At 61.4% G+C, this 20,842-nt stretch carries 21 protein-coding genes; 17 read left to right on the forward strand and 4 right to left on the reverse strand.

Going from position 1 to position 20,842, the window contains the following annotated elements; translation table 11 throughout:
* The first annotated feature begins 62 nt into the window (after positions 1-62).
* The 6 genes from PTE30175_RS28275 to PTE30175_RS17955 all read left to right on the forward strand — a co-directional run bounded on the left by PTE30175_RS28275 (position 63) and on the right by PTE30175_RS17955 (position 3,203).
* A complete protein-coding gene (locus tag PTE30175_RS28275) occupies positions 63-212 on the forward strand; it encodes a hypothetical protein (protein WP_191629119.1) in 150 nt (49 codons plus the stop codon).
* An 83-nt stretch (positions 213-295) separates the two neighbouring features.
* Positions 296-1,189 (forward strand): DNA/RNA non-specific endonuclease, encoded by an 894-nt coding sequence (locus PTE30175_RS17940; RefSeq protein ID WP_191629120.1) that lies wholly within the window; start codon positions 296-298, stop codon positions 1,187-1,189.
* 14 nt (positions 1,190-1,203) lie between these two features.
* The gene (locus PTE30175_RS17945) at positions 1,204-1,479 is read left to right on the forward strand and encodes a hypothetical protein (RefSeq protein WP_150698432.1); all 276 of its coding nucleotides are present in this window, start codon (positions 1,204-1,206) and stop codon (positions 1,477-1,479) included.
* Between the two features lie 562 nt (positions 1,480-2,041).
* Positions 2,042-2,227 (forward strand): hypothetical protein, encoded by a 186-nt coding sequence (locus PTE30175_RS17950; protein WP_150698433.1) that lies wholly within the window; start codon positions 2,042-2,044, stop codon positions 2,225-2,227.
* A 366-nt stretch (positions 2,228-2,593) separates the two neighbouring features.
* Positions 2,594-2,761 carry a hypothetical protein gene (locus tag PTE30175_RS28280; RefSeq protein WP_191629121.1) on the forward strand — a complete coding sequence of 56 codons (168 nt, stop codon included), beginning with the start codon at positions 2,594-2,596 and terminating at the stop codon, positions 2,759-2,761.
* 118 nt (positions 2,762-2,879) lie between these two features.
* Complete coding sequence (locus PTE30175_RS17955) at positions 2,880-3,203, forward strand: hypothetical protein (protein WP_150698434.1); 324 nt, start codon at positions 2,880-2,882, stop codon at positions 3,201-3,203.
* A gap of 50 nt (positions 3,204-3,253) precedes the next feature.
* On the opposite strand, the gene PTE30175_RS17960 is transcribed toward PTE30175_RS17955, so the two are convergent.
* Entirely contained in the window at positions 3,254-3,451 is a 198-nt protein-coding gene (locus tag PTE30175_RS17960) for a hypothetical protein (protein WP_150698435.1), read from the reverse strand.
* Positions 3,452-3,696: 245 nt separating this feature from the next.
* Here PTE30175_RS17960 and PTE30175_RS17965 point away from each other — a divergent pair, with 245 nt between their 5' ends.
* From PTE30175_RS17965 to PTE30175_RS17975, 3 genes are all read left to right on the forward strand, one after another.
* Positions 3,697-4,188: a DUF4437 domain-containing protein gene (locus tag PTE30175_RS17965; RefSeq protein WP_150698517.1), complete on the forward strand. Its 492-nt coding sequence runs from the start codon at positions 3,697-3,699 to the stop codon at positions 4,186-4,188.
* Positions 4,189-4,331: 143 nt separating this feature from the next.
* The gene (locus PTE30175_RS17970; RefSeq protein ID WP_150698436.1) at positions 4,332-5,762 is read left to right on the forward strand and encodes an MBOAT family O-acyltransferase; all 1,431 of its coding nucleotides are present in this window, start codon (positions 4,332-4,334) and stop codon (positions 5,760-5,762) included.
* A gap of 251 nt (positions 5,763-6,013) precedes the next feature.
* Positions 6,014-6,946, forward strand: coding sequence for an alginate O-acetyltransferase AlgX-related protein (locus tag PTE30175_RS17975; protein WP_191629122.1), 933 nt, complete (start codon positions 6,014-6,016; stop codon positions 6,944-6,946).
* 159 nt (positions 6,947-7,105) lie between these two features.
* Here the strand turns inward: PTE30175_RS17975 and PTE30175_RS17980 are convergent, their stop codons facing one another.
* Together PTE30175_RS17980 and PTE30175_RS17985 are read right to left on the reverse strand one after the other, a co-directional pair.
* Positions 7,106-9,520 (reverse strand): efflux RND transporter permease subunit, encoded by a 2,415-nt coding sequence (locus tag PTE30175_RS17980; RefSeq protein WP_150698438.1) that lies wholly within the window; start codon positions 9,518-9,520, stop codon positions 7,106-7,108.
* Between the two features lie 90 nt (positions 9,521-9,610).
* The gene (locus PTE30175_RS17985) at positions 9,611-10,636 is read right to left on the reverse strand and encodes a WD40/YVTN/BNR-like repeat-containing protein (RefSeq protein ID WP_150698439.1); all 1,026 of its coding nucleotides are present in this window, start codon (positions 10,634-10,636) and stop codon (positions 9,611-9,613) included.
* A 296-nt stretch (positions 10,637-10,932) separates the two neighbouring features.
* Between PTE30175_RS17985 and PTE30175_RS17990 the strand changes: the two genes are divergently transcribed.
* The 7 genes from PTE30175_RS17990 (at position 10,933) to PTE30175_RS18020 (ending at position 19,031) form a co-directional block, all read left to right on the forward strand.
* Positions 10,933-12,495 (forward strand): DUF1302 domain-containing protein, encoded by a 1,563-nt coding sequence (locus tag PTE30175_RS17990; RefSeq protein ID WP_150698440.1) that lies wholly within the window; start codon positions 10,933-10,935, stop codon positions 12,493-12,495.
* A 15-nt stretch (positions 12,496-12,510) separates the two neighbouring features.
* Positions 12,511-13,890: a DUF1329 domain-containing protein gene (locus tag PTE30175_RS17995; RefSeq protein WP_150698441.1), complete on the forward strand. Its 1,380-nt coding sequence runs from the start codon at positions 12,511-12,513 to the stop codon at positions 13,888-13,890.
* 84 nt (positions 13,891-13,974) lie between these two features.
* Positions 13,975-15,213, forward strand: a complete 1,239-nt coding sequence (locus tag PTE30175_RS18000) for an MFS transporter (RefSeq protein ID WP_150698442.1) — start codon at positions 13,975-13,977, stop codon at positions 15,211-15,213.
* Positions 15,210-16,547 (forward strand): NAD(P)/FAD-dependent oxidoreductase, encoded by a 1,338-nt coding sequence (locus PTE30175_RS18005; protein WP_150698443.1) that lies wholly within the window; start codon positions 15,210-15,212, stop codon positions 16,545-16,547. The genes PTE30175_RS18000 and PTE30175_RS18005 overlap by 4 nt, the downstream gene beginning before the upstream one ends.
* A gap of 13 nt (positions 16,548-16,560) precedes the next feature.
* Entirely contained in the window at positions 16,561-16,968 is a 408-nt protein-coding gene (locus PTE30175_RS18010) for a RidA family protein (RefSeq protein ID WP_150698444.1), read from the forward strand.
* Between the two features lie 196 nt (positions 16,969-17,164).
* Entirely contained in the window at positions 17,165-17,758 is a 594-nt protein-coding gene (locus PTE30175_RS18015) for a TetR/AcrR family transcriptional regulator C-terminal ligand-binding domain-containing protein (RefSeq protein ID WP_191629123.1), read from the forward strand.
* A gap of 82 nt (positions 17,759-17,840) precedes the next feature.
* Positions 17,841-19,031: a helix-turn-helix transcriptional regulator gene (locus PTE30175_RS18020; RefSeq protein WP_150698446.1), complete on the forward strand. Its 1,191-nt coding sequence runs from the start codon at positions 17,841-17,843 to the stop codon at positions 19,029-19,031.
* A gap of 8 nt (positions 19,032-19,039) precedes the next feature.
* Here PTE30175_RS18020 and PTE30175_RS18025 read toward each other — a convergent pair whose 3' ends face one another.
* Positions 19,040-19,519 (reverse strand): cupin domain-containing protein, encoded by a 480-nt coding sequence (locus tag PTE30175_RS18025; RefSeq protein WP_150698447.1) that lies wholly within the window; start codon positions 19,517-19,519, stop codon positions 19,040-19,042.
* Between the two features lie 578 nt (positions 19,520-20,097).
* On the opposite strand from PTE30175_RS18025, the gene phbB reads away from it, so the two are divergent.
* Positions 20,098-20,841: an acetoacetyl-CoA reductase gene (gene phbB, locus PTE30175_RS18030; RefSeq protein WP_150698448.1), complete on the forward strand. Its 744-nt coding sequence runs from the start codon at positions 20,098-20,100 to the stop codon at positions 20,839-20,841.
* Position 20,842 lies beyond the last annotated feature (1 nt).

The following is a 20,842-nucleotide window of genomic DNA, read 5'->3' on the forward strand; positions in this document are numbered from 1 at the left end:
GGTGATTCGCGACCCGTGAGCGAATGCGCGCTTACAATGCGGCATCCACACCGGCCAACACCATGAGACTTCTCCTTACCCTTCTCGTGCTCCTGTTGTGCGTGCTTCTCTTCGAAGAGGCATGGCTGCCGTCTGCACAAGCTGACGAATGCGGCGACCTTGCCCCGGCGCAAACCCTGCAGTGCGCCGCCGGGCTCGGCACAGGCGAATAACGCAAACCCTCCGACGCCGCTTCGGCTACAATCGCAGGCCCACGAATTCCCTTGGGGCCTGTGAACAGGCCCTAAGCAGTGCAATGAATCGCAGTCAGCAGGACAGGGTCGTACGAAAGCGGCCGGGCAAGGTCAGGTTGCAGTGCTTGAGCGTGTTGGGGATCGCATTGGCCTTCCCCGCGTGGGCCGCGCCAACGCAATGCGGTGCACATTACTGGGCCGGCGCAGCACCGGACATCGTCAATGCACGCGTGGCTTCGCAGACGCGGGAAGTCTGTTTCAGCGCGTTTGGCGTGATGCATTCGGGCGTAACACGCACACCGCTCTGGTCTGCAGAGCATCTCACGCGCGAGCGGCTCGACGCGGCGCGCGACATGTCCCGCGTCAACAATTTCCACTCGGAACCTGCGCTACCCTTGACAGAGCGGGCAGAGCTGAAGGACTACGTACGTTCGGGCTATGACCGGGGGCACATGGCGCCATCGGCGGATATGCCTGATGCGCGCGCGCAGCAGGAGAGTTTCTCGCTGTCGAACATGGTGCCGCAGAACCCGGAGAACAATCGTTACCTCTGGGCGGGAATCGAATCGAGCGTGCGCTATCTGGCACAGCAGCGCGGCGACTTGTACGTGATCACCGGACCGCTGTTCAAAGGCGCGCAACTGACACAGCTGAACGGTCGCGTCATGGTCCCGTCGCAGTTGTACAAAATTGTGTACGATCCGCGCCGTCAGCAAGCGTCAGCCTATCTTGCCACGAACGAGGCGACAGGCGATTATGCGGTCGTGACGGTGGCCGATCTCGAGAAACTCGCCGGCATCGACTTTTTTCCCGAGATGCCCGCGCGCGTGAAATCGACGCTGTGGCGTCTGCCGGCGCCAAAGGCGCATGAGGGTGGCCGCAAGCGCGACCCGAAGATGCCGTCCTATCGCGAAATCAACACCGTGCTCGACTTCCTGCGCACGCTCCTCAATTGACCTCGGAGACCGCCATGGCCGGCACCCGCCACGATACGCAGCTCTTCACGCCGTTCGCGAACGAGGCCGATGCCCTGAGCGTGGGCGAGTTGTCCGTCGAGAATCACACCGACCGGGTGACGATCTTCGGCAATCTGGAGATTACGCGGGGCGCCGCGGGGTTGCAGCAGGCCAAAGCGCTCAAGATGGTTCTGGACGCCGTGGTGGCGGCGCTCGAGTCTGGCGTGCCCGCGACGGACGACGTGCCGGCGGCAACCGTGAAGAAGGTCGTCAATCCGTTCGGCGAGTAACTGGCGGCCAATAAGCCGCAAAGGTGCCGCCTGATCAGATAACCATGGCTTGGGTATGGTTACCCCCGGCCTCGATCGTCGCAAAATCAGCACGTTTGCGGCGCGTCCGCCAGTTTGAGACGTTCTTCGACACAATCGATGGTGCGGTGCAATAGAGGGTTTCCACGTCCCCCTTTTCTCGGCGTGTGCGCCTGATAACCGCTGAATTCCTTCGGCTTTTCGTGGCGCGCGGTGTGCGCGTTGCGCGCGTTGTGCCGGGATGCGCGCGCTGCGCATCGCAAGGCTTCATGCGGGTTTGCGCGACACATTGTCGCACCTGCGACAATGTGTCGCATTGACAGGGCGTGCCGCAGAATCGATTTCGACCGGCATTCGGGATTCATGACGACGAAATTCGCGCGCCATTTGCCGTTGGAATGGGGGTGCCGATTTCGTGCGACGCAGCACCGAAAGGGGGTTTACGGAAAAAACGAGAGGCGCATACTACCTACGCAGACACAGTGATTGTCTTTAACAATCGCTGAAGAGATTGAGCCGAGCACTACACAACGAGAGGTAACTTATGCACATCCGTTGGAAAAAAGTGTATTCGAGTGGATGGGGCACGATTCATCACGAAGCCCCCCGTACGGTCCCTAGCGCGACGGAACGCCAGCAGACCTTTCAACGTCTTTTGACGGTCCTGATTACCCTGAGTTTGGGTGGCTTCGTGCTGATGACCGTCGGCGCGGCACTCGTCGGGAAATAATACCTCTCAGATTCGTTTTGCGCGCCGCGCCCACTCAGGCGCGGCGCTCGCGCAACGATTTCATCTTTGCCGGACCTGATGCGCACTACGTGTCAGGACGCGCACATCGCTATTTTCAACATTCCTGAAGTGCATTGTTCGGAATTTCCGCAACAATGCTATCTGTGTTTCCCCGTTTATCCCCCGCGGACATCCTTGAGGATGGTAATTGCGCTCGCCTATTGCATTCCCGCCAGAATAGTGCGATCTTCGAGACGAAAATTGATGTAAGAAAAATTAGGACTTTTCCGACGGGATTAATCCGAATTGCGTCTGGTGCTGAAAGTTTTGAAGATGAGTCAAAAGAATGAACTAGCGAGGTGTGCAATGGAAATTCGCTGGGAGAAGCTGTATTCGGGCGGATTGGGGCGGTTTTACGACACTTCGGAAGCCAGTCGCCGCCGTGCGCGGCGGGCGCAGTTGCGCTGGTTCGGTGTCGGAATGAGCGTTGCCGTTGTTGTCGGGGCGTGTGCCATCGCGCTGCGTTGGCTCTGATGGACGACAGGGCGCCGTCGGAATTCGCCGGGTAAGCCGGGTAAGGGAAGGGAATCGCGGGAACAAGGCTGTGATCGATGGGTTTGCCCTCATCTGGTCCCGGCCAAGGGAGGAAGCGATGCAAGCGAACCGTTTTTGCAAGCCGTTCGCGGCGGTGCTATGCCTTTGCGTATCTTGCGCGGTATGGGGGCAGTCGGAGCCTGTCGACGCGCAGGGCTTGTCTTGCGGCAGCCTGGGCCATGCCGGCGCCGATCTCAATCACTACCACTTCGAAGTTTCGAACGGCTGTCAGCAGCCCATAGAACTCAAATATCGCTGCGACAAAGCGCCGACTGAACAGACGGTGCGCCTGGCACCCGACGCGTCCATCGATATCACCTGCGACAAGGCCAAGGACATGGCGGGGCAGATCGACTACCGTTTTCTGCCGCCTGCACAGTAGGGCGGGCGGTGACGGCGTCGATTATTGCAGATTCCTTGACGCGCCGGGCGTCAGTGCCAGCTGGGGCGGAATGCGGAGCGTTGGTAGGAGCGGCCGCTTTCGGTCAGTTCGAGCCGGCCGTCGACACGCCGCACGAGATCGCGGGCAATCAGTCCGTCAACAATGCTGTCGGCGACGGGGCCGCCATGGGACCCTGCGGAGATTCGCGCGATCGCTTTAAGGATGACGTCTTTGGTAAGGGCAAGCATTGCGGTCTCCCGATTGTTGTATCACGTCAGTATGCGCGTTTTCTGTGACGGAATGCGCATCGGCAGGGAAAACCCCACGGAGATATTCGCGCTTGGGACGATTCAGTCCCCAATGCCGCTTGTTCCGGGCCTCGGCCGTCATGTTCGCGCTCGTTCACTACAATGATTTCAGACACCTTCGGAAACGATGCGACAGCGGTGGTTTGCTGCCCCCGAGCAGGTGCCCAGAGGAGAAGGAGACGATGATGAAAGAGCATTCCTCGCAGTTCCTGCGCTTGTCCGTCGCCCTGCTTGCCTTGGGTGCGGCCGTCCCGGCCGTTGCCGAAGACGCCGCCATGGGTGAGATGGCAATGGTCAATCCATCCGACATCAAATGGAGTGACGCGCCGGCATCGATGCCGAAGGGGGCCAAGGTAGCCGTCCTCTACGGAGATCCGGGCAAGGATGGACCGTTCGTGATCCGGCTCAAGATGCCGGCCGGGTATAAGATACCGCCCCACTGGCATACACAATCCGAAGATTTGACCGTCATTTCAGGGGCGCTCTATCTGGGCGAGGGAGACATGGTGGATATGAAGAAGGCCCATGCACTCAAGGCGGGCGGCTTCCACTATTTGCCGGGCAAGGCGCATCACTATGCGTTTACGAAAACACCGACGGTCGTCCAGGTGAGCAGCACGGGCCCGATCGACATCAACTATATCGACCCCAAGGATGATCCGGCGGCCAAGCAGTGAATCCCCTCCTTGAGCGCTGCGCCCAATTTGGTACCATTCTCGTCCATTGGGCCGGAAACTACGTTTTGCGAGCACCTTTCGACCCCCTTCCGCCTGGAGTGCGGAAGGGCGAATAATCAATAACTTCTCCGAGAGAGACTGACGTGGTTTTCAGCAGCATTGCGTTTCTTGGGTTCTTTCTCCCACTGACGTTTCTTGCGTATTTCGTGACACCCGCAAGGTGGCGAAACAGCACATTGGCGACGGCCAGCATTCTGTTCTATGCGTGGGGAGAGCCGCGTTTCCTGCTGCTGATGCTCGTTTCGATCGGCATCAATTTTCGACTGGCCATATGGCTCGACAGGGCGGTCAACCGAAAGCGCCTGGTCGCCATTGGCGTGGGAATAAACCTATTTATTCTCGGCGCGTTCAAGTACGCGGCATTTCTCGTCGACAACTTGAACGGGGTATTGCTTCCCTTGGGGTTCGACCCCATCGTCATGCGCCCGCTGCCGTTGCCGATCGGCATCTCGTTTTACACGTTTCATGCGATCTCGTATCTGGTCGATATCTACCGGCGCAATGCCTCGCCCAACCGGCGCTTTGTCGACTACACGCTCTACATCACGTTGTTCCCCCAATTGGTCGCGGGCCCGATCGTGCGATACAAGGACATTCAGGCCCAGTTGGCCAAGCGGCTCGCAGGTCTGGACGATGTCACCGCCGGCGCATTGCGTTTCACGATGGGCCTGGCGAAGAAGGTCCTCATCGCCAACCAACTCGCGGTTGTCGCCGACGCGGGATTCAGTGTGCCGGGCGGCCAGTTGGCAACTTCCGTGGCGTGGCTGTCGTTGATCTGCTACACGTTGCAAATCTACTTCGATTTCTCGGGCTATTCGGACATGGCCATCGGACTGGCGCGGATGTTCGGTTTTCGCTTTCCGGAGAACTTCAACTACCCCTACAGCGCGTCGTCGATGCAGGACTTCTGGCGACGCTGGCACATGTCGCTCTCGACCTGGTTCCGAGACTACGTATATATCCCGCTCGGCGGAAACCAACTCGGCGGTCTGCGAACGCTGGCAAATCTGTGGATCGTCTTTTTGTTGACGGGCTTTTGGCACGGGGCCACCTGGAACTTCATTCTCTGGGGCGCCGCACACGGCTTGCTGCTGACGATTGAGCGCGTAGTCCTGCGCAGCGGCGTAGAGGGTGACACCTTGCGGCGGGGCGTTCGCCACGCGTATGTCATCTGTGCCGTCATGCTCACTTGGGTCCTGTTCCGTGCGGATTCGATCGAACACGCGGGCCAGTTCTACCTCGCCCTGTTCGGGCTCGCCCAGCCTGATGGCGCCGCTGTGACGTTCGCGTCGTTGTACAGCACCCATCTTGGCTTGCTTCTGCTGCTGGCCATTGTTCTCGCGGGTGGCGCATTCCGGTACCTGGTCAATGCCGGCGCCCCACTCATCGCGGCGCTGCGCGCCCGAAGTCTCGACGGACTGTGTGCCGCACTCTTTGTCGCGCCGGCGCTCATTCTGAGCGGCATGTCGATCGCGCTTGGGCAATACAACCCGTTCATCTATTTCCGATTTTGAGGCGCCCAGGAATGTACGAACAAAGCAGCACTCGCCCCATTGACGGCGAGCGTGCCGGCCCCATGCGCACGTTCAATCGACTCGCCGTCGCGCTCGTTTTCTTTTTTCTTCTGTCGCTGCCGATTTTGTGGTTCGGACGCGCGAGTTTCGCGCCAGCCCCGTTGCACGAGAATCGTGTCCTGTCGCAATTTCCTGATTTGTCGATACGTGCATTTCAGCAATTTGAGCGTTGGTTCAGCGACAGGTTCGGCATGCGTGACGCGCTTGTTTACTATGGTTCACGCCTGCAGATGGCGCGAACCGGTGCGCCCACGAACCAGGATGTCGTTGTGGGGCCGACGAAGTGGCTCTTCTACGATCAATACTACGTGCCCGGCCAGCCGCATTTCGCGGACACCATTGGCAAAGATCCGCTTTCGCCGTCAGCGCTCAAGACGATCGGTGCGAACGTGCAGGCTGTGCATGAGGCCCTCAAAGTATGCAAGATCCCGTTCTATTTCGTGATTGCGCCGGACAAGCAGTCTGTTTATCCGGAGAAACTCGGCATTCATATCCCGACCGCCGCCCAATCGAACGCGGACCAGCTGATCGAGTACCTGCGAACGACGGATTCGGGGTTGAATATCATTGATCTACGGAATCCGCTGGTCACGGCAAGGGCGGGGGCGCCGTTCGACCTGTACAAGCGGACGGATACCCACTGGAATTCCTTGGGGGCGTTCTATGGCTACCAGGCAATCGTTCGCCGGTTAACCGCAGATCGCATACTGCCAGCGAGCCCGCGATCGGATCTTGCCGACTGGGATGTGACGCAGGCGCCTTTCGACAACGGCGATATCGCGGTGAACCTGCTCTCCCTTCCAGGTTACTTCGAAGACTACAACACCCATTTTGAAGCGAAGACCGCGAGACATGCCCAATGGAGCGGAGACGAGCGCCGGCGGCAGTCGCAGAATCCTGAAGGGTTGGGAAATCTGGTCATGTATCGCGATTCGTTCGCGGGAGAACTGTTGCCGTTCCTGGCGGAGGACTTCGAAAGCACAGTGTCGTTCCTCAGTCACGAGGTCGATGGCGACACGGTCCGAAATACGAAGCCGTCGGTGGTGATGCTTCAGATTGTCGGGCGCAACATCCGGATGCTGAAGGAAGGCCCGAAAAACCTGGGTCACATCTGCACGCCATGACGCGGGGCCTGTTCCGGACGCCTCATGCCGGGGCGTCGAGCACCGGCGGTGTGTGCTCGAGCCAAGTATCGATGACGAACACAGCCGCCGGCATGACCGCCGCGTCGACGGCGATCATGCGGCGGCAGGCCTGTCAGGCAGTCGACGCCGTTGGGCGGCTTAAATTTGTTTCGGCACGGCGGCCGTGTGGACCGGTGAACGACGCTCCGCGCGCTCGACGCCCAGCCAGGCGGCAAGCGCCGGCAGCAAGAGCACGGCGCCGAGCAGGTTGACGAGGAACATGAAGGCGAGCAGCACGCCCATGTCGACCTGGAACTTGAGCGCGGAGAATGCCCACGTACCGACGCCGATAAACATGGTGAACGCCGTGAACAGGGCCGCCGTACCGCGTTGCCGCATGGCTTCGAAAAATGCGTCGCGAAGGCTCGCGCCGGCACGCAACTCATGTTGCAGGCGTTCGTACAAGTAGATGCCGTAGTCGACGCCGACGCCGACGCCAAGCGTGATCACCGGCAGCGTGGACACCTTCAGTCCGATGCCGAGCCGCGCCATCACCGCATTGCACAGGATCGACACGATCGTGAGCGGTACCACGATGCACAGCACCGCACGCCACGACCGGAACGTGACGAGGCACAGCAACGCAATGGCGCCGAAGATCGACAGGAGCATGGCAATCTCGGCCTCGCCGACGGCTTCGTTCGTTGCGGCCATCACACCGACATTGCCGCCGGCGAGATTGAACTTGACGTTCGGCAAAGTGTTCTGGTCTGCGAGGCGCTTTATCTCCGAGACAATGTGCGCAATGGTTTTTCCCTCGTGATTCTGGGTATAGATCAGCACCTGGGATGCCTTGCAATTCGCGGTGTTCATCCCGTTGTCGGGATCGTATGCGCTCGCGCCTTGCGTAAGCCCGTCACTCGTACGAGGCAAGGCCGCCCAGCGCGGATTGCCTTCGTTGAAAGCGGCAATCGAGACCTTCGCGCCCGTCGGCACGCTCACCACCGACTGCACGCCCGCCACGCCGCGCATGCCAACTTCAAAACGCTCGATGGCGCTCATTGTCGGGTAGTCGAGACAGGCACTCTCGACGCCGCTGGCTTCAACGATCACAGAGAGCACGTCCACGCCGATGTCGTACTGGCTGGTAATGGACGCGTTGTCGAGGTTGTAACGCGATGTGCTGCGCAACTCCGGTGCGCCGGCGCCGATGTCGCCGATTTCCAGGTTGCGCGATGCCTGCGTACCAAGGCCGAGCAGAACCAATGCCGCTGCAAACACCGCCATGGCCGGAACCGGGCGTGCGAACACCGCAAGCGCCGACCAGAGGCGGCTGCCTCCGGCCGCTTCACGCCGCTTGGCATGGGCCAGGGTGCCGGCTTCGATGCGCGTGTACGACAGCAGGATCGGCAGGAATATCTTGTTGGTCACAATCATCAACAAGACGCCCAGGCAGGCCGTCACGCCAAGCTCGCGCACGATGTCGATCTTGATGCGCATGATGACCAGGAAGCCGAGCGCATTGGTCAGCAACGCAACGGTGCCCGGCACGAACAGCTTGCGGAATGCATCGCGCGCGGCATCCGTTGGCGAAAGATCCGCGACAAGCGCCTGCTTCCATGCGTTGGTCATCTGTACTGCGTGCGACACGCCGATAGAGAAAATCAGGAACGGCACCAGAATTGACATCGGATCGATGCCCAAGCCGAGCATCGGCAATGCCCCCAGCAGCCACACGACGGGCAGCAGCGCGACGAACAGCGCGAGCACGGTGGTCCGCAGCGAACGCGTGTACAGGAGCAGGAGGCCCGCGGTAATCAGAAAGGCAAGCGCGAAAAACGCCATCACGCCGCTGATGCCCGCTTCGACATCGCCGACGAGCTTCGCAAACCCGATGATGTCGACGTCGATATCCTGGTTCGCATAACGCGCGCGAATCTCCTCCAGTTGCCGCGCCACCGCCGCGTAATCCAGGCTTGTGCCGCCGGCCGAATCGGCATCGCGCAGTTCCGCACGCACGAGCGCCGACTTCAGGCCGTTGCCGACAAGACTGCCGATCTGGCCCGAGCGTGCCACGTTGCGCCGCACTTTCGCGAGATCGTCCGGATTGGCGCTGGAAAACTGTCCGGGCACCACCGAGTCGCCGCGAAACCCGGCTTCGGTCACCTCGGTGTAATGAACGTTCGGTGTGAAGATCGAGAACACGCGTGAGCGGTTGATGCCCTGGATGAAGAAGACATCATCGGTCGCATGGCGAAGCGCTTCCATGAATTTCTGATTGTAGATGTCGCCCTGTCCCTTCCAGCGCAGGCTGACGAGAATAGTGTTCGCTCCCGGAAAAGCGCTCGTGTAGCGATTGAACACCTGCATGTAGGGATGCTGCATCGGGATCATCTTCTCGAACCCCGGATCGAGGCGCAGCCGGGTGGCTGACATCCCGAGTGCAACGGTCGCCGCAACACACAGCAAGAGGAGGATGCGCCGATACCGGATGAGTGCGTCGGCGCAGCCGTCGACCCAGCGTGCGGTACGGGAAGTGCCGGACGAAATCCGGCGGCGAGACAAGTCGTTCATAAGCATCTCAGGGGAAAACAGAAGGAACGGTACGCGGCGGCGCCGGCGATCTACGCGCCCGGCAGACGATTCGCGTACGGTGGCACGGCATCAGGAGGGTTCGGCTCCGCTCGCGGACGCGGAGGCTGCCGTGGACGGGGCAGGCGCAGCGGGCCGCGCCGTTGGCTGGCGCAGGGCAACCGATACACCGGCATCGCCGCCAAGCGCCAGCTTGCCCCGCCCGATGTCGAGCACCGTGACAAGGTTTTGCGCGCCGCCCGCACTTTGCACGGCAAACGTACGTCCTTCGTCCTGCGAAGTGACAATCGCGCCCCCTTGCCCGACCAGCACAAGCTCGCCGTTCGCGAGCTGCGTGGCGCCGAAGTATGAGGCATTGACGGTACCGTCGGCGCTGGTCCAGGTGTCTCCGTGGTCCGTGCTGCGCAAGACGTGGCCACGCATGCCGTACGCGATCCAGTCTCCGTTGGCGAGCACCAATGCGCCGAATAACGACCCTTCGTAAGGCACCGGGCGTACCTGCCATGTGAGGCCGTTGTCGGTCGAGCGCAGCAGCGTGCCGGATTCGCCGGCGATCACCAGGCGGCCTTGCCCGTCACCGACGATCGCGTTGAGATGGCGGTCGCCCGCCGGGGTGGCGACGGTGGACCATGTCACGCCGGCATCTCGCGAAACGAACAACTGCCCGAAGCTGCCAGCGGCGAATACCTGTCCGTCGCCATTGCCCCATACGGACAACAACGGGTCCGGGCGCTGCCGCTCGAAACGCACTTCGCGCCAATGTTCGCCACCGTCTTCACTGCGCACGATCAAGCCATCATGGCCCACGGCGATGCCGACGCGCGGCGAAACAAAAAAAACTTGCGTAAGGCTCGAACCTTCGTCAGGGGAGACTTCCGCTTGCCGCCATGCGGTGCCGCCATCGTCGCTGACGATGATGATGCCGCGTTCCCCCACAGCCACCAGCCGGGTTCCGGCCTTGGCAATGCCGTTGATCTGAACGTTGTTGGCCCGAACAACCGTCGGCGCGAAAGCCGGCAACGGACGCGGTGAGAACGCGAGCAGCGCTGCGCATAGCGTCACCACCGAGAACGAAATGCCGGGGATAGTGGTTTTCATGTGTTTTTCAGTCTTCCGTGATGTCGCAATTGCCACTACGTTGGGCGCGGCATGCGTGGAGGTCGCCCTGCGTTGCGCGGCGCTCCGGTTTGCTCGCGTGCAAGCCTCAGGAAATCCGCCGCCTTCAGGAATTGACGATGCTGGCCGCTAGACCCGCACCCGATCCCATGCTCCCACAAATGCAACTCATGATGTATTAGGGAATCCCAGTAATTCGTGTTGACGATTCGGCGGTAATTTGCTCCCCCTACGCTTCGCCAACAACTAACAGGTAGGCACTCACTGGAGGGGAAGCGATGTACATGCAGCGACTTGGGTTGGGCGGGCCACGCGTGCAGTGGCGCAAGACGGTACTGGCAACGGCGATGGCCGCCGCGGCCATGCCCGCATGGGCCGGAGACACGATCAACCTCGGGGCGGACACCACGCTCGACTATCACGTGACGGTTGGCTACGGCATCGGCTTGCGCACGCGGTCGCCGAGCGACGCGTTGCTCACGCCGGACAACATCAACGGTGACGATGGCAATCGCAATTTCAAGAAGGGAAGTCTGATCCAGAACCAGGTGAACCTGCTCGCCGAGGGCGATCTCAAGCACGGCGACCTGGGGTTCTTCACGCGCGTCAGTTCGTTCTACGATCAGGTCTATCACCGTTCGAACTACAACAATGCGCCGGACACGGTCAACCAGCCCGGGCCGTTCAACGAGTTCACGCCGACCGCGCGGCGTTACCTCGGCGGGCGCACCAAGCTGCTCTCGGCCTATGCGTATGACACGTTCAAGCTCGGCAGCACAGAGCTGAACGTCAAGCTCGGCGAACAGGTCGTTGCGTGGGGCGAGAGCCTCTTTTTCGGGAACATCGCAGCCGCCCAGGGGCCGGCGGATGCAGTGAAGGGGTATGTCGCCGGCGCGGAAGTCAAGGACATTCTGCTCCCCACGCCCCAGCTGTCGATGCAATGGAATTTGACGCCGAATTTCAGCGTGCTCGGGTACTACCAGTTCCAGTTTCGCCCCAACGAGCTTGTGCCGCAGGGCGGGTACTTCAGCTATGCGGACATCATCGGTCCCGGCTCGCCGTTCATGATCGGCCCCGGAGGCATGCAGATTCCCCGCGGTCCCGACATCCTTCCGAAGAATCGTAACCAGTGGGGCGTGGGCACACGCTGGCGTGCAGAGCAGGGCACCGAGTTCGGCTTCTACCACCTGCACTATAACGACACGAGCCCGAACGTCATCACGAGCTTCTTCCCCACGCTGCAATACCAGCAGCAGTACTTCACCAATATTGCGCTGACCGGGGCCAGCTTCTCGACCGACCTGGGCGGCATCAACGTTGCCGGCGAGACGTCATACCGCAACGGCGCGGCGGTGCTGCTCAACACGGGGGACGGACCGCTGCCCACGCGCGGCAATGTCTGGCAAAGCAACCTGTCGGCCATCTACACGGTCGGGCCGACGTTCCTCGCGGCCTCGCAGTCGCTTGTGGGCGAAATCTCGTACGTTCACGTCACCGGCTTCACGCCGCTGCAGGGCTCGACCGAGCTGACCAATACGCGCGGCGCGGCGGCCTACGCGATCAACTGGACACTCAGCTACAAGAATGTGTTCGATGGCTGGGATCTCGATGTCCCGCTGACCTACTCGCACCAGTTCTCGGGTAACACGTCGCTGGCCGGATCGCTCGGGTCGCTGACCGGCGTGGGCGACACGCAGCTGTCCGCAGGCCTGACATTCACCTATATGAGCAACCTGAAGCTCGGTCTCGTCTACGCGAAGTATCTGGGGACTGCGAACCCGGTGACTCGCCCGCTCGCCGACCGCGACTACGTGCTCGCCACGGCGACGTATTCATTCTGATAAAGGAGTTCCGAAATGAAACACATGCTTTGCCCCACGCTGCGCGCCTTTGCATTGGTCGCCAGCGCCACGTTCGCCATCGCGGCTTTCGCCAAGCTCAGTCCGGAGGAGGTCAAGCAACTGGACGGGCCGCTCACGCCCATGGGCGCAGAGCGCGCCGGCAATGCCGACGGGTCCATCCCCGCGTGGACCGGCAAGTTCCTCGGCGCGCCGCCGGGCTTGGCCTACACGCCGGGCGATCGCTACCCGGACCCGTACGCGAGCGAGAAGCCGCTGGCCGTGATCACCGCGCAGAACATGCACCAATACGAGTCGAAGCTGACCGAGGGCGCCAAGGCGATGTTCAAGCGCTTCCCGGACACGTTCAAGATGTCCGTGTATCCCAGCCACCGCGACTTCCGCCTGCCCGAGAGCAAGTACAAGGCGATTCGCACTTGGGCCGGGCGCACGACCATGACCGGGGACCAGAATGGCCTGCGCGACTTCCCGCCGTTGGCGCCGTTTCCGATTCCCAAGACGGGGGTTGAATTGATGTGGGACTTGCGTTTCGCATCCACCCTCATGGCCGAAGATGCGATCTACGATCAGGCGGTCGTCTATCCGAACGGCAACGCCGTCTGGGGAAAGACGCAGTACACCATCTTCTCGCCGTTGGGCGCCGACGTGTTCGACCCGAAGAACCCGCTGAACAGCAAGAGCTTCTTCCGCCAAACGACCATGCTGCCCCTGTCGGATCGCGGCACGATCATTACGGGCTACGAGATGTGGGACCAGGAGGTCACGGACAATCGACGCACTTGGGTATATAACCCCGGGACGCGGCGCGTACGCCAGGCACCGGAGTTCGGCTTCGACCAACCGCAAGGGCCGGGCGGCTTTCGCACTGTCGACGACGACCGGCTTTTCAACGGCTCGGGCCAGCGCTATGACTGGAAGATTGTCGGCAAACGGGAAATGTATGTGCCGTACAACAACTACAAGCTGATGGACTCGAAGATCAAGTACGCGTCGCTGCTGACGAAGGGGCACGAAAACATGGACTACATGCGCTTCGAGCCGCATCGCGTGTGGGTTCTGCAGGCAACGCTCAAGGAAGGCTTTCGCCATCAGTACGCGAAACGGGTCCTGTACATCGATGAAGACACCTGGAACGCGGTGGCTGCCGACAACTTCGATGCACGCGGCACGTTGTGGCGCACGAACTTCCTCGCGTCCATCTATGCGTACGACGCGAAGGACTTTTATGCGACCGCGACCTTCTACCACGATTTGGTTTCCGGCGCCTATTACGCGGACCGTCTCACCAACGAAGGACCGATGCCCGCGCTGACGCCGAACGCAAAAACCGTGGAGTCGTACTACTCGCCCGACTCGATTCGCGGCGCAGGCAAGTAAGCGGTGCAGTGCGCGGCGGCACCCCGGAGCGCTTCCGTGGTGCCGCCGCGCTTGTTGTCGATCACCTCAACGTAAGTCGAAAACATGAAGATATTGACCCATTCCCATCCGCGCAGTGGCTGGATCGTGGTCGTTGGTTTGGCAGTCGTGTTGTGCATCAGTTTTGGCACCACCCTGAATGCCCTCAGCGTATTCGCGCCGCCGATCATGCAGGCATTCCAGTGCTCGAACGAGCAGGTCGCCCGCCTGGCGACGGTGTTCCTCCTCACCATGACGCTGGCGATGCCGGCCGCGGGCTGGCTGCTCGATCGCGTTTCGCCGCGTCCGATCATGACCGGTGGCGCCATCCTGACAGCCATCGGCTACCTGATCGCCGCGCATAGTCCCGATATTACGGTGCTTACCGTCGCCCTGGGCGTGGCGGGTGTCGGCGTGGGGGCTTCGACCTACGTGCCGGCCATCATGCTCAGCTCGCACTGGATCGCGCCGAACCGCCAAGGCCTGGCGTTCGGCATCCTGCTCGCGGGCGCGGCAGTTGGCGCGATCATCTTCCCGATGCTGGTCACGCACGCCACGAACGCATTCGGATGGCGTTATGCGATGGAGACCATCGGCATGTTCGTTGCGCTGACCTGCGTGCCGCTCCTGCTGTGGGTCGCCCGCATGCCGGCCACGCGTGCCACGGCGCACGCGGCAACGCCGGACGCGTCGCTGCTCGACGGCCACGATATCGCCGAAGCGCTGCGCATGCCGCGCTACTGGCTGTGGATCGCGATGATGCTGTTGATCACGCTGAGCAGCCTCGGCGTGTACATCGCTCTGGTGCCGTACCTGATGTCGACAGGCTATTCGGCAGAGCACGCGGCGGCGATCTATGCCGCAGTCGGCGCGTCGGCGTTCGTGGGCAACTTCCTGTTCGGCGCGCTCAGCAATCGCTGGGGCGCGAAGACGGTACTGCTGATCGGCACGACGGCCAGCGCCGGCGGCATCCTCTGCCTGCTCGCGGCGCACGACCGTGCCCTGGGCATGGCTGCGATTGCGCTTTTCTCGCTGATTTGGGGCAGCACGTTCAATCTCGCGAACCAGCTCTCGCCGCTCCTGTTGGCCGAATCCATGGGCCAGCGCAATTTCGGGAGCCTGCTCGGCATCGGTAACCTGGTGTCCGGCGTGGGTTCGGCCTTTAGCCCCGAGGCGCTCGGCTACCTCGTCGACGCCACGCATACCTACACGATCGCACTCGTGCTTTGCGCTGCGCTGATGGCAGTCGCCCTCGTGCCAATCTTCCTGCTGCGGGTCACGCCCGTCCGTGAGGTGGCCGCATGAGGCGCTCGTACCTGACGGCTGCGCCTGCCGACTATGAAGCGGGCGCCGTCTCCATTGAGCATAGCGGGTGGCCGCCGCAGGAGCGGTTGGCGACGTATGGCCCGCTCTGCGATGACGCGCAGGCCGACGTCGTTGTGATTGGCGCGGGACTGGCGGGGGCGTCGCTCACGCTGCACCTGGCAGAGCGCGGCATGAGCGTGGTGACGCTCGAGGCGCGTCAGCCTGGAAACGGCGCATCCGGGCGCAACGCCGGGCATGTCCAGACATTTCTTGACGACCTGGACGCGCTGCGGTCGTGGGGCGACCGTGCCAGCCGTTTCGTCGCGTTCTTCATCGAACATCGCGACATTGTGTTCGATCTGTGCAAGAGACACGGGATCGATGGCGATGCCGCGAAAACCGGCATGGTGGAGGCCGCGTATCGCCCTCAGGCGGCGCTTGCACGCAAGGCCGCGCAGTGGAAGGCGTTCGGCTACGACGTCGACGTGGTGACGACGCCGGCGCTACGCGATCTGCTCGGCACGGAAAAATACCATTACGGCCTTCACTGGCGCGAGGGCGGACACGTCAACCCGTTTCTCTTTACCCACGGGATGGTGGCGGCGGCTGTCCGGCTTGGCGCGCGAGTGTACGGTGATTCGCCGGTGATTGCATGCCAGCCTGAGGGCCGGAGATGGCGTGTGCGCACCGAAACCGGTAGCGTGCTTGCACAACGGGTGGTCATCTGCACGAACGGGCACGTCGGCAACACGTTTTTTCCCGAACTGTCCCGTACCAATTTTCCGCTCGTGGCCTGTGCCATGGCGACCGAGCCATTGCCGGCGGCGCTGCTCGATGTCGTCAACCCGGCCCGCGTTGCCATGACGCACTATCCGACCGGACTTTATCCATGGGTCGTCGACGGCCGCAATCGTCTCGTTACCGCGACCATTCCTCATCCCGGGCGTGCGCACGACGCGAAAACGTACTTCGGTTATTTCCTGCGCCACTTGCACCGCCTCTATCCGCAAACGCGCGACGTCAAGATTGAGCTGGGTGCGTACTGGACCGGCATGACGGCGAGTTCGTCGTCCGTCTACCACGCGGATTTTCCGAAGCTGTACGAAGTAGACGACGGCGTGCTTGCCCTCATGAACCTCGGAACGTGGGGCAACGTCATGGGGCCGCAACTCGGCATGAGCCTGGCGCACGCGCTTGCGAGCGACTGTCTCGACAAGTGCGTGCTGCCGCTCGAGACGCCGCAGCCGGTGTCGTTCCCGCGACTGTTCGAACTCAAGACCCGTCACCTCATGATCCCTGCCGCGAGAATTATCGACCGGCTCCAACTTGCTTGAAGGAATTTCCCTGATGACAATTCAACATTTGAACCCGGCCGGCCTGCTCAGTTTCCCTGGGCTCAGCCAGGTCGTCGTCGCCGCGGGCAGCCGCCTCGCGTTTGTCGCTGGCCAGACGGCATGCAATGCGCAGTTCGAGGTCGTGGGCGGCAGCAGCTATCACATGCAGTCGACGGAGGCTTTGAAGCACCTGAAGACCGCCGTGGAAGCTGCCGGCGCGACGGTACATCAGATTGTGAGCAGCACGGTCTACCTGAAGAACCTCACGCCCGAGGTGGCCGAACAATTCGTCACCGCGTTGTCGAGCGCCCTGGAGGGTGAGCCGTTTCCGGCCCATGCTTTCACGATGGTCGGCGTGCAGGCGTTGGCAAGCCCCGACGTGCTGGTCGAAATCTCGGCCGTGGTAGCCCTGGACGCGTAAGCGGGCCGCGCGAAGCGGCCAGCGGCGTCATGCGATGCCGTCGGCCGCTTCGCAGCGACACTTGCCAATGCACGGCTGCGAGACAAATTTGGCAAGATCTGATAGCATCCCATTAACGCATCATCAGATGCATTAATGGGATGCGAGCGATAAGGAGCCGTCGCCTCAAGCTATGATGCCGGGTTCAAACAAATACATGAGTGCGATCCACATGAGTGTAAAAAATGGTCCTGGCCAAGTGAGACCGGGGGGGCGAACCGAGGAAGTCCGCAAGGCCGTTGCAACGACAGTGCTGGGCCTCATCGAGAAAGGCCGTGTTGACTTTGAATTGCAGGAAGTGGCGCGGCTGTCCAACGTCCACCGCACGACGATCCATCGTCGCTGGCCCGACAGAACCGCGCTGATTGCTGAAGCGCTAAGCGAGCACAACTCGCGAATCGACGTCCAGTTCTCAGGCGACTGGCGGATCGACATTGCGCGTATGGCCCTGGCCTTGCGGGACTTTCTCAACGATCCGGTCGAAATTGCGATGAACACACTTCTCGCGTCGGCCAATAACGCCGAGTTTCGCGAAATGGTCGTGGCGCATTGGGCGCCCGTCATGACCTACTTCCAGCGGCCGATACTGGAAGCACAGGCCCGGGGAGAGATTGACCCGAAGCATGACGCCGAGATGCTGGTGACGATGATGATCGCGCCCATCGTTACGGTCATCATTTTCCTCAAACAAAGGCCCGATGATCAGTTTATCGAGCGGTTGGCGATGCAACTGATCAACGCGTGCACCTGAGGCCCGCCGAAGACGCCGTCGACGGCGCCAGGTCTTGAAGGGGCATGCGGGGCCGTGGCGCATCAGTACCAGGAGACGACGTATGTTGGAAGCTGCGACTCGACAGCACGTGAGCCTGCCGGTATTCGGGCTGGCGGCGCTCAGTTCACCGCAGTTCAGCGCACTTCTGGAGAAGATTTACCAAGCGCCGCTGGAGTCGTCACCCTGGCGCGGGGCACTTGAGACCATTCGTGTGATGTTGCGCGCCCGGCACGCAACACTGATCCTGCATCCTCCCCTCGGAGGCTGGCCGGGCGTCATGATCAATGTGTCCGAAGCCGGTGCCTGTTCATTGCCTACGGCATCAAATCACTCACATGATCACGCGCTGGATCCGTTTGTCGGATTGCCGGCGGATCGCTTTACGACCGCGGACAAGTTCCTCGGGGCGAAAGCGTGGCTCGACGGCAAACTATACAAACAGTACCTGCGCCCGCTCGACGTCCGCTATATCCTCGGGGCGGATATCCGGACCACCTGTGGTGTCGGATGCCGGATCCGCCTTTGCCGGGGTCATGACGCACCTGATTTTACGGTGCAGGACGAAGCCGTGAGCACTGTGCTGGTGCCGCATCTGAAACGCGCAGTCGATTTGCATTTGAGGCTGGGTTTCGCGGGCACGGAACGCTCGATCTGCGAGGGCTTGGTGAATCGTCTCCCGGCGGGCATGATCATGCTCGATGACGCCGGGAAGATTCTGAAAACCAACGTCGCTGCTGACAACATCCTGAGTGATGCCGACGGCATTTGGCGAACGGGCGGGACGCTTGCGTTTTCCTGTGCGCAAGCGCAGCGCCGATTTGGCGAGTTGCTCCAGCGCGTGCTCCTGCCCGTTGCGCCGCGCGGCAGTGCGTCCGACGTGGTTGAAGCCATGTCCATCGCCCGTCCCTCGGGCAATCCAAAATTGGGGCTATTGATTCGCGGGATGCCGAGGGACGAACGGCAGACGAGGGCCCAGTGGCGGCCAGCATGCGCAGTATTCCTTCGGGATCCGGATTGCCGGGGAGCACCCTCGCATGACGTGGCGCGCAAACTGTTCAATCTGACGGCGTCCGAGGCCGCCCTGGCCGTGCGATTGGCCGACGGCTCGTCAGTGGAGGACGCCGCCAGCGCACTTGGCATCAGCGCGAATACCGCGCGAGCCTATTTGCGCGTCATCTTCATCAAAACAGGCGTCACGCGCCAAGCGGGGCTGGTGAGTACATTGCTCACCAGCGTGATGCCGCTCGGCTAGCCACTGGACTACGCCTTCGGCTCCGGATGAATATTGTCAACCCAATGCACTTGTTCCGGATTGGGTTCCTCATTGGGCAAATCCAGATTCACCACCACGGGCTCCTGGCCGCTGCGCACCACGACGCACGATAACGGTTCGTCATCACTGGCGTTGATTTCCTGATGCGGTACGTAAGGCGGCACATAAATGAAGTCGCCGGGACCGGCTTCGGCGGTGAACTCGAGCCGATCGCCCCACCTCATCCGTGCCCGCCCGGTGACAACGTAAATCACACTTTCGAGCGCCCCGTGGTGATGGGCGCCGGTCTTGGCTTTGGGATGGATCACCACAGTGCCCGCCCAAAGTTTCTCCGCGCCGGCGCGGGCGTTCGTAATCGCCGCCGCGCGATTCATGCCGGGTGTCTGGGGTGTGTTGAGATCGAGCTCGCCGGCGTGCACGACCCGCACGCCACGAAGCCGCCATTTTGATTCGGAGGGGGTAGGCATGGCTCCTCCTTGCACAGAACCATGCTCCCCATTTTACGCGCTTCGTGGATCACCACCCACTCCAGCGTGGCACGCGGAAGCCGTGCCGCCTGCCGTCGGTTCAGGGAACGAGAATTGCTGTGCCGGTGCCGGTGCCGCGCAGCGCGGCAATGTCTGCATGCGCACGTGCAGCTTCTGCGAGCGGGTAGCGCGCAATCTCGACTGTGCCGAAAACGCCACGCACCAACGCCTCGAACACAGCACGGTTATATATAGTTATCCAAAGTGTTGTTATCAGTCGGGGAAGGTATAGGAATAAAATTGTAACGAAATGTGTAAATAAATAAGCAAGTACCTAACCCAATCATCCTTGTGGTTCCACGGAAAAGCGGATTAATGCGCGCTCTGTCATGTGCATTTAACAAAGCGACGTCAGATTGATGGTCGGCCGCTTGGCAAGATGGGCGATCCATTTTCCACAAACGCATAGGACAGGCTCCCGAACCGGTGGCGAGTCTTCTGCAAAAAAATACAAAAAGTCGCCCAGTGGGGCATGCGGCCATGTAAGCAGATACATATTTGTCATTTGGAGACGATGTATGACGAAGCGACTCGCGCTTGTTACCGGCGGCATGGGTGGACTGGGAGAGGCCATCAGCGTGCGGCTGCATGACAGCGGATATCACGTGGTAGTGACGCATTCTCGCGGCAACGACCACGTCAACGACTGGCTGTCCGGCATGGATGCGCAAGGCAGACAGTTCCGCGCTTACGCAGTGGATGTGGCGGACTACGATGACTGCCAGCACTGCGTGGCCAAAATCCAGGCGGAGGTCGGGCCTGTCGATATCCTGGTGAACAACGCCGGTATCACCCGAGACATGACGCTCAAGAAGATGGGCAAGATCGATTGGGACGTTTTGATGCGCACCAATCTCGACTCGGTTTTCAACATGACCAAGCCGGTGTGTGAGGGCATGGTGGAGCGCGGCTGGGGGCGGATCATCAATATCTCGTCCGTCAACGGCGCCAAGGGGGCTTTCGGGCAGACCAACTATGCGGCAGCCAAGGCCGGCATGCACGGATTCGCCAAATCCCTGGCGCTCGAGGTCGCGCGCAAAGGGGTGACCGTCAACACTGTCGCGCCGGGCTATCTTGCGACCAGGATGGTCACCGCCGTCCCGCAGGATATCCTCGATACCAAAATCATTCCGCAGATCCCGGTCGGGCGCCTGGGCAAACCCGAGGAAGTGGCCGCGCTGGTGGCCTACCTGTGCTCGGAAGATGCTGCTTACGTGACCGGGGCAAATATCGCCATCAATGGCGGTCAGCACATGCAATGAT

It is taken from the genome of Pandoraea terrae, assembly GCF_902459695.1.
In the GTDB taxonomy this organism is placed as follows: Bacteria; Pseudomonadota; Gammaproteobacteria; order Burkholderiales; family Burkholderiaceae; genus Pandoraea; species Pandoraea terrae.

Bases quoted from the DNA above. Each gene is read 5' to 3' on its own strand.
- PTE30175_RS17980 (WP_150698438.1), bottom strand. From the start codon at position 9,520: ATGAACGACTTGTCTCGCCGCCGGATTTCGTCCGGCACTTCCCGTACC.
- PTE30175_RS17940 (WP_191629120.1), top strand. From the start codon at position 296: ATGAATCGCAGTCAGCAGGACAGGGTCGTACGAAAGCGGCCGGGCAAG.
- PTE30175_RS17990 (WP_150698440.1), top strand. From the start codon at position 10,933: ATGTACATGCAGCGACTTGGGTTGGGCGGGCCACGCGTGCAGTGGCGC.
- PTE30175_RS18005 (WP_150698443.1), top strand. From the start codon at position 15,210: ATGAGGCGCTCGTACCTGACGGCTGCGCCTGCCGACTATGAAGCGGGC.
- PTE30175_RS28275 (WP_191629119.1), top strand. From the start codon at position 63: ATGAGACTTCTCCTTACCCTTCTCGTGCTCCTGTTGTGCGTGCTTCTC.
- PTE30175_RS18000 (WP_150698442.1), top strand. From the start codon at position 13,975: ATGAAGATATTGACCCATTCCCATCCGCGCAGTGGCTGGATCGTGGTC.
- PTE30175_RS17955 (WP_150698434.1), top strand. From the start codon at position 2,880: ATGCAAGCGAACCGTTTTTGCAAGCCGTTCGCGGCGGTGCTATGCCTT.
- PTE30175_RS18020 (WP_150698446.1), top strand. From the start codon at position 17,841: ATGTTGGAAGCTGCGACTCGACAGCACGTGAGCCTGCCGGTATTCGGG.
- PTE30175_RS17945 (WP_150698432.1), top strand. From the start codon at position 1,204: ATGGCCGGCACCCGCCACGATACGCAGCTCTTCACGCCGTTCGCGAAC.
- PTE30175_RS17965 (WP_150698517.1), top strand. From the start codon at position 3,697: ATGAAAGAGCATTCCTCGCAGTTCCTGCGCTTGTCCGTCGCCCTGCTT.
- PTE30175_RS17960 (WP_150698435.1), bottom strand. From the start codon at position 3,451: ATGCTTGCCCTTACCAAAGACGTCATCCTTAAAGCGATCGCGCGAATC.
- phbB (WP_150698448.1), top strand. From the start codon at position 20,098: ATGACGAAGCGACTCGCGCTTGTTACCGGCGGCATGGGTGGACTGGGA.
- PTE30175_RS18025 (WP_150698447.1), bottom strand. From the start codon at position 19,519: ATGCCTACCCCCTCCGAATCAAAATGGCGGCTTCGTGGCGTGCGGGTC.
- PTE30175_RS28280 (WP_191629121.1), top strand. From the start codon at position 2,594: ATGGAAATTCGCTGGGAGAAGCTGTATTCGGGCGGATTGGGGCGGTTT.
- PTE30175_RS18015 (WP_191629123.1), top strand. From the start codon at position 17,165: ATGAGTGCGATCCACATGAGTGTAAAAAATGGTCCTGGCCAAGTGAGA.
- PTE30175_RS17995 (WP_150698441.1), top strand. From the start codon at position 12,511: ATGAAACACATGCTTTGCCCCACGCTGCGCGCCTTTGCATTGGTCGCC.
- PTE30175_RS17950 (WP_150698433.1), top strand. From the start codon at position 2,042: ATGCACATCCGTTGGAAAAAAGTGTATTCGAGTGGATGGGGCACGATT.
- PTE30175_RS18010 (WP_150698444.1), top strand. From the start codon at position 16,561: ATGACAATTCAACATTTGAACCCGGCCGGCCTGCTCAGTTTCCCTGGG.
- PTE30175_RS17975 (WP_191629122.1), top strand. From the start codon at position 6,014: ATGCGTGACGCGCTTGTTTACTATGGTTCACGCCTGCAGATGGCGCGA.
- PTE30175_RS17985 (WP_150698439.1), bottom strand. From the start codon at position 10,636: ATGAAAACCACTATCCCCGGCATTTCGTTCTCGGTGGTGACGCTATGC.